Genomic DNA, 12,854 nt, shown 5'->3' on the forward strand with positions numbered 1-12,854 from the left:
TTACATGTTCGGGTGTGTCTGCATGTGCTTTAGACACAAGGGGGAGCCATTGTTCTTTATTTAACACCAGCTTAAAGATTGAGCTACCTGTATCAAATACCACTGGGGATAATGTTGTATCTCCCACATTTACCGATGTGACAATATGTAAACTGTCAGTTACCTGCCCATCAATATAACTAATGGCAGATGCTGAAAGCTCGTCAGGAATAGAGCTGGCTTTCATAAGCCTATTACGGGGAAAGTCGATAATTAGCACGCTGTCTTTAAAAAAGCTTGCACCTAAAGTGCCCACTGCATATTCATCAGAACTTTTAGTGTCATGGACCTGAAAGGTTTCATTGATTAGTTGACCAGATGGTGTTTCAAATGACATGACTTTATTACCATCAAATTTATAAGCGGGGGCATACAGATAAGAAGATGGCGCACCGGTATCCAGTTGCAGTTTAGTGCCATCTTTTAATTCAATTAACATTGCTGCTCGTTTTAATTCTACTCCTTCTATGGTTTGTTGGCCCCACTCAAATTTCATCCACTCATTAGCCGAGAGGTTTAAGCTTAAAAAAATTAAAAAATACATTGCTTTCATTGTCGATCCTTACCCGTTAAAATTACTGTAACATGCTCATTAATTATCGTTATACAATAATTTATATCTGTAGGAAAGAAAAATAATGAAGACTAGTTTGATCTTTATGTTGTGCCGTTGGGTTATCTTGAGCTTAGCTGCGAGCTTATGCTTTTATGTTATTTGGTCGGTATTGGTTAATGGACAAATACCCATTGTAGGGGGGGGGAAGGCCGAAATTGAGTATGCTAAGTTACCGAGTACCAGTGCATATATCGTTAATATTTTACTAATTCCTAGGGTTATTGGCGCGGGTATTTTGTTTTTTTGGTTGCAAAAATTGTTTCAACTTTACGCGAAGTCTTGTTATTTTTCTCCCAAGAGCATTCAGTGTTTTATTTGGATTGTGGTCACTAACGCGGCGCTCTATGGGTACACTTTGGTTTTAAACATTGGTTTTGCACTGTATATGCGTAAAATCGACACCAGTGATGAATATCCTATTGTCATAGACTTGGTTTATGTATTTACCTTATTTATCTCACTGGCACTGGTTCACGCGTTGAAGCATGCCAATAAAATTGAAAACGAGAATAAAGAATTCATATGAAAATCGTTGTGAATCTAGACGTTATGCTAGCTAAGCGTAAGATGAAGTCGAAAGATTTAGCAAAAGAAGTAGATATAACGCCGGCTAATATGTCTTTACTAAAACAGGGTAAAGTGAAGGGCATAAGGTTTGAAACCCTGTCGCTCATTTGCCATTACTTAGACTGCCAACCTGGCGATATCCTTGAGTTTGTTGATGAGCCTTAAGTTCTATTGGTCTCACTGACATCACTTTGCCTTTAACCCGATTCGATTGATTTTTCGTGACTTTTTTAGTTTTGTTGTCGATAAACCTTGTTCCTTTAAAATAAATAATAATAATCGCCCCAAGAATTTTTGTTGAGTGTAAATAGTGCAGTTATTAGAAGTAGAGTGTTTAGGTAAGCCCCTTAAGTTAGAAGGGTCTATGGCAGGGTGGCAGCAGTTGTTTTGGGGTGATCAGTGCGTGTCGCAAATTGATGCGAGCGCCACCCATAACAACAGTGATGAGGCAGGCGGTACGCCGTTTTCACACCAGTTTACGTTACAAAGTGAGCAGGGCGATGTTCATATTGAGTTGAGTGGGGCGCTTAACTGGCAGCCATTTGCACTGCAATTTACGCTTTTAGTCAACGATGAGCAGGTAAATGAGGGCTCTCTTAACGAAAAAGACATAGAGCAGCGGCAGATTACCCAAGGTAAAAAGCAGCCAATTAAGTTTAGTTTTGTGGGTATGGCAAGCCTGGGGTTAAAACTGCTAAAAAGCGCCAAGGTGGTTAAGGTGCTGTTTGCTGCGGGCAGTTTAGCGGCTTATAGCTGGTTGTTTTCTATCGAGTTTGCCATTGCCCTTATCCTTTGTTTGGTGTTTCACGAATATGGTCATATTAAGGCTATGCAGTACTTTGGTTTAAAAACCAAAGGCATTTACCTGATCCCCTTTGTGGGGGGCTTGGCCTTAAGCGACAGCAAAATAAATACCCGCTGGCAAGATATCGTGATTTCAATCATGGGGCCATTTTTTGGTTTAATCTTGTCTGTGGCATGTTTACTGGCATATTGGATCACCGATATAGAAATACTCGCAGGTTTAGCGGTATTTAACGCCTTACTCAATTTATTCAATATGTTGCCAGTACTCCCCCTAGACGGTGGCCATGTGCTAAAAAGCATCGCGTTTTCGGTCAACTCTTGGGTGGGCATTATTGCCTGTATATTGGGTGCGGTATTAGGCGTGTTTGTTAGTTACTATTTTGGTTTGGCTCTGCTAGGGTTTTTGCTTGCTATAGGTAGCCTAGAGATATTCTTTGAATACAAACGCAGGCATTTAAGTGAACTGTTGCCACTAAACCGTTATGCACAGTTTGTGTCTGTAGCTTGGTACGTGGTTACAATAGGCGGCCTAAGCGCGATTATTTGGTTAGTTGGACAAACCGGTAATGATGCCTTGTCTTTACCTTTAAAAATATTAGGTAGTTAGGTTTATTAGCCTTAACTAGCCCAGTTAAGGCTAATAATTCACAGCTTTGTTCTAATCCAAAATTTGGTTTTACACGTATTACCAAAAGCAGCCTAGTGCTGCTTTTTTATTTGTTAACGTTTAAACACCGGATACCAAGATACAAGCATGAGCACAGCCCCCCATACCCCAACAAACGTGGCCATTTGGTGGGTTAAAAGAGACCTTAGACTGTTTGATAACGAAGCGTTAACCCAAGCTTTGGCCCACAGTAAGATTGTTATCCCGGTATTTTTACAAGAGCCATTACTACTAAACGGGCCAGACTGGGGCGCGTTTCATACCCATGCCTTACAAACTGGGGCCAATGCTCTAAGCCAAAACCTGAATCACTTTGGCAGTGCCCTGTTAGTCTTTAAGCTATCGCCCATACAGGCAGTGCAATATATTAACGCCGCCATCAGCGAGCTTGGTTTTGTAATCAATCAAGTGTTCTCCCATGAAGAAACTGGCTTAACCCATACGTTTGAGCGTGATAAAGCCTTTAAGCTTTGGTGCGATAACAATCATATAAAATGGCATGAATACACCAACAATGGTGTGGTTCGTGGCCCCATGAATCGCGATTACTGGGACAAACACTTTAAAGACTACATATTCAAACCTCTACTTAATATACCCAAAGAGCCCTTACAGGGTAGTTTTCCTGATGAGCTTAAACACGCTTTTTTCAAGCATTTACACCCCAACCACCCAGCCTTAAAACTTAACTCCTTTGCAGCCGAATACTCATCGGTAAGCGAAAGGTATGCTAGGTCTACACTCAAAGACTTTTTATGGGTACGGGGTAAAAAATACCGAGGCGGAATAAGCAGCATGAACAAAGCCCCCAGCGCATGTTCAAGGGTGTCGACCCAGTTAGCATGGGGCGCATTATCCCTAAGGGCGGTATTTCAAGAATGCGATGTTAGGTTACAGCACTTGGTTGAAACCCAGCGTGCAGCGCCAGAGGTTAACTACAAGCAATGGATATCGAGCTTAAGAAACTTCACCTCGCGGCTTTTTTGGCATGCTCACTTTGTACAAAAGCTAGAGAACGAAGTCGAAATGGAAGTGCAAGCGGTTAACCCAGCCTTCAGAAGTGGTTTGCCCTACATCACCAAACAAGAAGACGAAACCGAGCACACAAAACGGCTTCAAGCATGGTTATATGGCGAAACGGGGTTTCCGGCCATTGACGCTGCCATGCGCTACTACCAAAAATATGGATGGTTAAATTTTAGATCAAGAGCCATGATCACCAGCTTTGCATGCAATGCTCTAAGACTACCGTGGCAAACAGTGATGTACGAGTTGTCTAAGCTAATGGTTGACTACGTACCCGGTATACATGTGTCGCAAATTCAAATGCAGGCAGGTATCACAGGTATTAACGCCATTAGAATATATTCACCCCAAAAACAGCTCAGCGACCATGACCCCCAATGCCACTTTGTGCGCAGCATGATACCTGAGCTGCGCTCTTTAAGTACCGAACAAATCATGGCGTTAAACCACGAAAACGTGGCACCAAAATATGCAAAACCCATTATTGATTTCAAAAAAGAATCAAAAATAATGAAAGACGCCCTCTACGGAATATCAAAGTCTGTAAGTGGTAGGCAAAATGCTAAACAAGTGTTTAAAAAGCACGGCTCACGAAAACGTAACAGCCCCCAAAAGAAAGCCAAACAAAAAGATAAACCAAGCACTCAAGACACCCCCCAACTAAAACTGTTTTAAATGGCCTGCATTGGCTTTTGGTTGATAGAGCACATAATTACCTTTACGCCAGAACCTTTATTCTTTTAATATAAAATATCAGTTCTAAAAACACTCAAGTTTGGCAATTTGAAACGCTGTATGACTAAAGGAATATAATGTCGTCGGAGTATTACACCAAGCAGGTTAAAAGCGTGTCTGAGCAGTATCTATCGCTTTCATTTGAAGATGTTCATGCTAGTTGGTTACATCACCTACCTGCTATTTGGAAAAAATCGAACCTTGCTATTTTAGATGTCGGAGCAGGGGCTGGCCGAGATGTAAAGCGAATGGCTGAGCTCGCACTTGCTGAACAACCCGAAGGCAGCACATGCCAAATATATGGAGCTGAGCCTTCAGAGGCCTTGTTAAAAGTAGGGCAGCAAACTACCGCTGGCCATAATGTAAATTGGCTACAAGATTCCTTACCGTCGTTAGATAAAATCACCTCTTTAGAAGTTAGCTTTGATTTAATTCTATTGAGCGCTGTTTGGATGCATGTGCCACCGTCACAGCGTAATCGCGCCTTACGTAAGCTTACAAATTTGCTTAAACCTGGCGGTAAAATTGTTATTTCGCTTAAGTTTGGTATGACAGTCAGCGAGCAGCAAGAACGCAGTATGTTTGATGTCAGTGTAGAAGAGCTTGAACACTTAGCGCAAACCCTTGGGTTGTTTTCAACCTTGGCGGGTTCTGCCGACAAAGACAAACTAGGTCGCGATGCCGTCTATTGGCAAACCTTAGTGTTACAACTAGCAGATGATGGCACGGGCGCATTTCCTTTTATTCGCCACGTTGCTATTAATGACGGTAAATCTGGCACTCATAAACTAGCACTGCTTAGAGTGTTATTACGTATTGCTGATGGACACCCCGGCGCTGTGTTACGGCGCGAATCAAGCCCAAACGGTGACAGGGTGATTTTGCCCGTGGGGTTAGTGGCTTTGTATTGGTGTCATCAATATAAAGCGCTAATTGACACGCACCAGTTATATCAAACACCTAATAAATCTCCAAATATGGGGTTTATGAAAGAAAATGGCTGGCATAAGTTAACTCATCGCACAGCTGCAGATTACCGTATTGGTAACTTGTTTGTAGGTGAGGATGCTATTTCACTTCACAGAGCACTGTCGGCAGCGGTCGCTAATATTAAAGCCATGCCTTGTCATTATATAACCTTGCCCAATAGTGACCAGACTATATTTGAAGTAGACAATAAAACAGTCAGAGCTAAAGACAGCTTGTTTCTAGACTTGCACACTCTAGAGAAATGGGGCGAGTTTTCATTGCCAGAGTCTACATGGTTGGCCTTTAATCGCTATGCCTGTTGGATAGAGCCTGTATTAGTGAGCGAGTGGGTTAAAATCATGGCGGGTTATACTGGCAACCAGCAATATGCAGCACCTAAAAGTCAGTATTATTTGCAACAAGCTTTACTCTGGTTAGAGCCTAAACGCAGCACAGGTGAGGTGCGAACAAGGTTTGAACAAGTAACCCAACAAAGTCCTGAACTCGCTCAGTGCGTTTGGTCTGCTAAATCACTTAAAAGAAAGTACGACATTGACCACAGTATGCCGTTTGCTCGCTGGCCCAATAACGATCTGTGGAACCTGTTACCAACCGATAGCAAAATTAATAATCAAAAAAGCGATAAGCTACCATCTGAGCAAAAATTAAAAGAAGCTAAAGAACGGATCCAAAGCTGGTGGCAACAAGCTTGGCTTCAAACTACTGACCAGAAGCTAGCAGTAAGAGAGCAATCTGCAAGTTATCGTATTGGTCGTAGTGAGACTAGCTCAAAAGTTACAGAGCCCTCACTGGAAGGATGGCAACAAGGCAATCAAATCAAACGCTTTTTCGCCGAAGCTAACATCGCTTTACCCGGGCTAAGTTCAAACAACGAATCAATTGACGATCTATTTGAAGCGCTGATTTTACAAAGAGGTAGATTGAAAGAAATGCAACAACTGCAAGAGTGGTAAAGCCCTAAGCCTTAGCATTGGTTAAACTCCAATATGTGATGTATTACCTTCTTAACCTCCCAGCATGTTTATGATTTCAGGTAATTTATTTTTCTTTGCTAGCTCTAGCGGGGTGAGTTGGGGTGGGTAGTAGTTTTCGGTTTTAAAGTTGGCTTCGTAACGCCATTTCAGCTTTGAAGGTTCGCTAATGGTTGTGCTGTCAGCGCCCAGTGCTAGTAATTGCGATACCAGCTGTGGTTGATTCGCTTCAACAGCAGCATGGAGCAGTTGTTGGCCATTTCGGTCAAAGGCTGTGAGAGTTTGTTTGACTGCGTCTGGTGCCATCAATGAATTCAACTCATTTGCAAACCAATTTAAGTATTCGTAATTGGCTGTGTACAGGGCAAGTTGTGGGGCGCTGGTGCCATCTTTAGCTGTGGCGTGTAAATCAGCGCCAAGTGTAATCGCGGCTTTTACCGTGTCTAAATTATAGCTTTTTATAGCAAAAAACAGTGGGCTATAACCTTGTTGGGTTTGCTGATTAATCTTGGCACCTTGGTTAACTAGGTATTTTAGGTTTTCGGTGTTTCCAAAATTGGCGGCAAACATTAATGGGGTTTGTCCGTGTTTATTTTGGGCGCTGATGTTAGCACCTAGGTTAGCCATTGTTGCTAGGTCGATACTTGAGGCTGAGCCTGCACATAGCTGAAAGGCACTGGTGCCGTCTTCTATGGTTGAATTTGGATTAGCGCCTTTGTCTAACAGGGCGTTGATGATGGCAGAGTTGCCGTATCTGCACGCTTGGATGATGGGGGTAAAGCGATTGCTATTTGCAACGTCTACCGCTGCGCCTTTTTGTAATAGCAGTTCTACTAGTTGTGGTTCTTGGGTTTCTACTGCCCAGGCTAACAGGCTTGAGCTGTCAGGTAATAATCGATTGATATCTATTTGAGTGCTTAAGGTATCTACCTTGGCAATATCTAAATTTAAGATGGCCTGTTTGGTATCAAGTAATAGCTGGTTATGCTCTTGATTGCTCAGCTCTGGCTCGGTTACGCTTTGGTTTGATTCATTATTACAGCTCATTAGTTGGCTAAGCACTAATGTAGTAACACACACCTTTAGCATCGAATTTAGAAAGGTGCTCTTGTTGTTGTATGGCAATAGCTTGAATGTCATAGGTTAACTCTTAGGTTATTAGGCCGGCAAGGGGCTCGGAACTATCCCCAAAGCTTTGGGCCGGTACGCCCATTTGCTGTAAAACCGAAAGTAGTAGGTTGCACATAGGCGTATGTTTTTTGGCGGCTATGTGGCGGTTACCTTCTAACCCACCTCCTGCAAAAATAATGGGTAAGTCCATGTGGTCATGGTCGTTAGACTCTCCGATACAGGCACCGCGGATCACAAAGGTATTTTCGAGTAAATTGGAATCGCCGTCAGGAATACTGGCCATTTTTTCAAGGTAATCAGCAAACAATTGCATGTGATAGGTATTGACCTTAACTAGCTTGTCTATGTTGTCGGGGATATTGGCGTGATGACTTAAAGCGTGGTGGCCGTCTGGGATACCAAGGTTATTGTAAGCGTGGTTACTTAGCTCTCGCCCTAGCATAAAGGTACTCACTCGGGTCATGTCGGTTTGCAGCGCTAGCATTTGCAGATCTAACATGATTTTTACGTGTTCTTCGTAGTCACTAGGGATGTTTGCGGGCACGGTGAAACCATCTAGATTCATTTCTATTGTGGTTTCTCGGGCTTTGGTGATGCGCCGCTCTACGTCACGAATAGATTCAAGATATTGGGCCATTTTGTGACGGTCATTCATGCCAAGGTTTTGGTTTAACCGTTTAGCTTCTGCGTTTATAAAATCAAGAAGACTACTTTTTTGCGCCAACCTTTTTTGACGGGTGACTTCGTCAATTTGATTGCCATCTCCGAATAGGTGTTCAAATACGTCACTTGGGGTAACCATTGCAGGTAAGGCTTGGGTTGGGCTGCGCCATGAAATGGTATTGGTGTAGGTGCAGCTGTAGTTGATATCACAACTGCCTAATAAGCTGGGAGGCTCAATGCCTAACTCTAGTGAGGCTAACTGGGTATCTTTAGCAAAATATTGTGCCGCTACTTGGTCAGCTGATATACCACAGTATATGTCTGCGCCTTCGGTGGCTTTAGCATGGGCACCCGTTAAAAACGCTGGGCAACTGCGGCCATGGCCAGCTGATGGGTCGCCAAAGGCACTGGCTTGATAATGGCCTAACCCTGACACTAGCGTGTATTTTTCTCGCATTTTTTCAAGGGGTTGCAGGATAGGCGTGGCTTGGTAGTTTTTACCCGCTGTGGTTGGTGTATAACGCTGCATCCGCATACCGTTTGGCGAGTAAAATACCGTCATTCGCTTGGGGCGTTGTTCAAAGGATTTAGCCATAGCTGTTGCTGGCAAGAGTGACTCCATCACAGGAAGCGCAACGGCGGCACCTAAGCCTTTTAAGAACACTCGCCGTGATGGCCCACTGTGTTCGCTGCTATTGGTACTGCTACTAAAGTGCTTTAGCGATCTGTTGGTTTTCATTGTTAGCCTCTGGAGCTTTTTTATAGTTAAACGGAGTACTGCTAACAACCGCTTCGATAATAGAGTGGATTCGGTAACCTTTGGTGCTTGCTTGTGTGGCAATTTTTCTAATGATTGGCTGGTCGTAGGGCTCTAAGCCTCTGCCAAGTGCGTAGGTGAGTAGACGGTCGGTAAAGGCTTGGGTAAAACGTTCTCTACGGTCCCACAATATAGACTGTAAGCCATCTAAGCCTTCAAATTTGCTACCATCTGGCATTTGTGCGGTCACATCAATCTCTTGGTCAGCGTAGCGTGTTCTAAAGGCACCAACTGCATCGTATTTTTCTAGGGCTAAGCCTAGGGGGTCCATACGTACATGGCATGACGCACATACTGGGTCAGCCCTGTGTTTAGCAAGTTGCTCTCTTGCAGACAAGGCTATGCCATCATGCTCAGCGATTAATGCGGGTACGTCTGGCGGCGGGGGAGGAGGACTAGCAGCGAGCAGGTTATCTAAGATCCATTTCCCCCGTTTCACAGGAGAGGTGTGATTTGGGTTTGAGGTTAAGGTTAAAATACTGGCATGCCCTAATACACCACCGCGGTTAGGATATTGTTTTAACGATACTTTTCTAAATGCTGTGCCTTTAACGCCAGTTATTCCGTAATGCTTGGCTAGCTGCTCATTTAGGTAGCTATAGTCTGCATTTAAAAAATCAAAAATGGGCTTGTTGTCTTTTAATATTCGGGTGAAAAACAATTCGGTTTCACGCTGTACTGATTGTCTTAATGGCACATTAAATTGCGGAAATTCAAATACATCAGGAAAATGGTGGGGTAGGTTGCGCAAATAAAGCCACTGGCCTGCGAAATTATCGGTAAGTGCCTGAGCTTTGTGAGACTGCAACATGCGCTTAATTTGTTGGCTTAAAACCTCTGGCTTTCGTAGTGTACCCTTTGCGGCTAAAACACTTAATTCTTTATCGGGTAGGCTGCTCCATAAAAACAAAGCCAGTCGGCTAGCAAATTCGTAGTCGTTGATCTTATAAACACTGCCCGGTGTAGTATTGGTTGGAGTGGGTTCTTGAACATATAAAAAGCTGGGAGCAACCAGAAAGGCTTGTATTGTGTTGGCTATACTTGCTTTAAAGTTTAAGTCTGCTCTGGCTTGTGTAAAAACCTGTAGTAACGGCTGAATATCTGCGTTTGAGATGGGGCGGCGGTATGCTTGGGTGGCTAGGTTTTCAATAATCTTGGTTGCGCAGTCTAACTCTTGTTCAGATATTGGCTCTGGGTTTGTAGTAACAGTGTTGGGGGTACAGATAAATATCTTACGGGTGCTTGCAGTCTCGCTGTTTTCAGTGGTTTTATTGTTAGCTTGGTGTTCTGGGGCGGTTTCAAGGGGGCCTATCACTTCTATTTCGAGTACATCTCGCAAAAAAGCAGCTTGAGAAAAGCGCGGGAACATATAATAAGATGGCACCTTTTTAGAATACACAGGTGCGCCATCAAGAATAAAGTCTAGGTCGAGAAGGCTTGGGTCTCTGTCTGGCAGTACCACGTAACTTGTGCCTTCACGTACAGTTGGGACATGTTCGCTCAAAGCTAATCGTTTTCTAAAACTCAATCCTATAGTGTGATTACCAGCTACTAAATTGAGTGTGTAGCTATGACGGTGAATATCCATGCGGTCTACTTCATTGGTAGTATTGGCATTAATAAATCCTGCCATTTCATAAACACCTGTTACTGGGGCATAAAACTCAAAACTGCCTCCTCCACGGGAGTCCAACGGCAATTGGTCGCTCATTCGTAGGTCGAATGAAGGGATCCCGCTATTCTTTTTAGAGCCATCTTTGGGAACGAGATAATTTTGTTTACTAGGGGTTGTACCAGCTAGGCCAGTAGCCAGTTTGCTAAGTTTACCGGCTATGGATAAGTACCTTTCTAGTAGTGTGGTTGATACGCCTAATACATCAGCATTATTGTCGAAGCCATAGCCGGAGTTATCTCCGGGAAGGGATTGCCTAATATCAATATCTAGTGCCAGCAAATCTCTCACTGAATTAGCGTATTCGCTACGATTTAAGCGGCGAATAGTGGCACGGCCAGGATTAGGGTTAAGTTCACTGTAGTTGTCTAAAGAAGTCTGTAGCCAAGTGATAAATGAGGATTTTTGCTTTGGGGTAAGAGGCTCTTTGTCAGCTGGTGGCATGTCGCCCATAGCTACAGACTTAAGCATTGCTTCCCATAGTCTTTGGTTGTTACCAAGTGATACATCGCTAACGTCTACGTCTTCTACAGACCAGTTACCATCAAAAATATAGTCATTGTGGCAATTTTCGCAGCGGTCATTAATTAATTCGGCTGCTTGATGCTGTAAAAAATCTAGATCCATTGTTTCTGAAAAAGAATTAGGGGAATATCCCAATAGGATCGAGCAAACCAACAGTAACGAACCGGCACCTTTATTTAAGGTGAGGCTATTTGGGAGCATATTAACGGCCATTTGCACTCTCTTTGAGCAATTGCGGGTATTTAAAACACGACTAATGTACAAGTGTTGTGATTGAGCAACTACTGTGCCATAAGTAGTCCAAGTGGTCAGGAAAATAATTTACCGTAACTTGTTGCTGTTGTTAGCTTTTTATAGATTTTAAGGAATTACTTTTGGTGTCTCTTGCTGGTTTGGCTTAGGTGAACGGAGGCGAGTAAATGTGGTTTTGAATGCTTTACCTGACCTAGATCAATAGTGTTTTGGTTTGCTTACATATAATTAACATAATGATTAAAGGTTACTTAAAAAGGAGTACCACTATGCAAGTTGATAAACATACATTACTGAAAGATTTTCCAGACCATCACCATACTATTCGTCACCTTAAAATGAACGATGCCCATTTTGCTAAGCTGTTTGATGAGTACCATGAACTTGAAAATGAAGTACACCACATTGAGAAAAACGATGAAGCAGTATCTGATGATTATTTAGATGCAGCTAAAAGCCGTCGAGTGCATTTGAAAGATGTACTGTTTAAATATGTACAAAGGGCAGAAAGCGAACTCTAGCTGTTGCAAATAACGGTTGTAATGAAGGCTTAAACTCTTGATAGAGTTTAAGCCTTATTATATTTAGGTTAACCGACAGATATTACATGTCTCTCCTTACTTATCTTTACACACTATTTTGTAAGCAATTACCTTGTTAAGTGAAGGTTCATTATTGAGCGGATATAACTAAGTAACTTGATGTTTAACTTAAGTCGGTTAACGTATTGGCTTATCATTGGTTTAAACTTTATCTGCACTAGCTTGGAGAATGTATGAATATCTTAAAAGTTACTTCTGTTTCGGTCGGGGTGTTAATTTTAACGTCATGCTCAAGCTTGGGTGTAAATTTACCGAGCCATGATGAATTATTAAGGATGGAAACAGAACAAGATGGCAGAGCGTGTGTTCGCCAGCGCAGTATACGAGGGTATGGCTCGTTGGATGATGACGTGATTAGCATTAGTAGTAGTGGTAAAAAACGTTATTACTTAGCCACAACTTTTATGAACTGTAATTCTTTATTGACTAGTTTTAAGGCGGGTTTTAAAGGGGGTTTTTCTGAAGTGTGTGGTGGGCGCAATGATAAGATTATTACTTCTGATGAAGCTTGCCCCATAAAAAGTATTTTTGAATTTGAAAACCGCGAGGCCGCGTTTGCTGCTTACGAAAGAGTTGAAAAAACTCGTGATGATCTACGAGCGGATGCTAAAAAAGAGCAAGAAGAAAAAGAAAAAACACTAAAAAATTCCGCAGATTAACGTTTAATCTTTTGGGCACAGGGGGTGTCTAACAGCCCCGATGTTTTTACTTTATTTCGATTTATTCTGACCTACCTTAAATAAAACTATTATTCTTATATACAATCGTCATTGC

At 42.6% G+C, this 12,854-nt stretch carries 11 protein-coding genes; 7 read left to right on the top strand and 4 right to left on the bottom strand.

Annotation, left to right across the window (positions count from 1 at the left end):
* The coding region (locus ABJE44_RS10285; protein ID WP_348120752.1) for a hypothetical protein at positions 1 to 592 on the bottom strand (592 nt) is incomplete at its 3' end.
* An 85-nt stretch (positions 593 to 677) separates the two neighbouring features.
* Between ABJE44_RS10285 and ABJE44_RS10290 the strand changes: the two genes are divergently transcribed.
* The 5 genes from ABJE44_RS10290 (at position 678) to ABJE44_RS10310 (ending at position 6,400) form a co-directional block, all read left to right on the top strand.
* On the top strand, positions 678 to 1,181 hold the full coding sequence (locus ABJE44_RS10290; protein ID WP_348110613.1) for a hypothetical protein: 504 nt from the start codon (positions 678 to 680) through the stop codon (positions 1,179 to 1,181).
* Positions 1,178 to 1,387 (top strand): helix-turn-helix transcriptional regulator, encoded by a 210-nt coding sequence (locus tag ABJE44_RS10295; RefSeq protein ID WP_348110614.1) that lies wholly within the window; start codon positions 1,178 to 1,180, stop codon positions 1,385 to 1,387. Before ABJE44_RS10290 ends, ABJE44_RS10295 begins: the two co-directional genes overlap by 4 nt.
* Positions 1,388 to 1,532: 145 nt before the next feature.
* Positions 1,533 to 2,636 (top strand): site-2 protease family protein, encoded by a 1,104-nt coding sequence (locus ABJE44_RS10300; RefSeq protein WP_348110616.1) that lies wholly within the window; start codon positions 1,533 to 1,535, stop codon positions 2,634 to 2,636.
* 147 nt (positions 2,637 to 2,783) lie between these two features.
* On the top strand, positions 2,784 to 4,397 hold the full coding sequence (locus tag ABJE44_RS10305; RefSeq protein WP_348110618.1) for an FAD-binding domain-containing protein: 1,614 nt from the start codon (positions 2,784 to 2,786) through the stop codon (positions 4,395 to 4,397).
* Between the two features lie 137 nt (positions 4,398 to 4,534).
* On the top strand, positions 4,535 to 6,400 hold the full coding sequence (locus ABJE44_RS10310) for a class I SAM-dependent methyltransferase (protein WP_348120754.1): 1,866 nt from the start codon (positions 4,535 to 4,537) through the stop codon (positions 6,398 to 6,400).
* A gap of 51 nt (positions 6,401 to 6,451) precedes the next feature.
* On the opposite strand, the gene ABJE44_RS10315 is transcribed toward ABJE44_RS10310, so the two are convergent.
* The 3 genes from ABJE44_RS10315 to ABJE44_RS10325 form a co-directional block, all read right to left on the bottom strand.
* Positions 6,452 to 7,465: an ankyrin repeat domain-containing protein gene (locus ABJE44_RS10315; protein ID WP_348110620.1), complete on the bottom strand. Its 1,014-nt coding sequence runs from the start codon at positions 7,463 to 7,465 to the stop codon at positions 6,452 to 6,454.
* Between the two features lie 103 nt (positions 7,466 to 7,568).
* Positions 7,569 to 8,951 (bottom strand): DUF1552 domain-containing protein, encoded by a 1,383-nt coding sequence (locus ABJE44_RS10320; RefSeq protein ID WP_348110621.1) that lies wholly within the window; start codon positions 8,949 to 8,951, stop codon positions 7,569 to 7,571.
* Entirely contained in the window at positions 8,920 to 11,439 is a 2,520-nt protein-coding gene (locus ABJE44_RS10325) for a DUF1592 domain-containing protein (protein WP_348110623.1), read from the bottom strand. The genes ABJE44_RS10320 and ABJE44_RS10325 overlap by 32 nt, the downstream gene beginning before the upstream one ends.
* A 308-nt stretch (positions 11,440 to 11,747) precedes the next feature.
* Between ABJE44_RS10325 and ABJE44_RS10330 the strand changes: the two genes are divergently transcribed.
* On the top strand, positions 11,748 to 11,999 hold the full coding sequence (locus ABJE44_RS10330; protein ID WP_133469594.1) for a DUF465 domain-containing protein: 252 nt from the start codon (positions 11,748 to 11,750) through the stop codon (positions 11,997 to 11,999).
* A gap of 254 nt (positions 12,000 to 12,253) precedes the next feature.
* A complete protein-coding gene (locus ABJE44_RS10335) occupies positions 12,254 to 12,739 on the top strand; it encodes a DUF6491 family protein (protein ID WP_348110624.1) in 486 nt (161 codons plus the stop codon).
* The last annotated feature ends 115 nt before the right edge of the window (positions 12,740 to 12,854 follow it).

It is taken from the genome of Paraglaciecola sp. (genome assembly GCF_039942875.1).
Classification (GTDB): Bacteria; Pseudomonadota; Gammaproteobacteria; order Enterobacterales; family Alteromonadaceae; genus Paraglaciecola.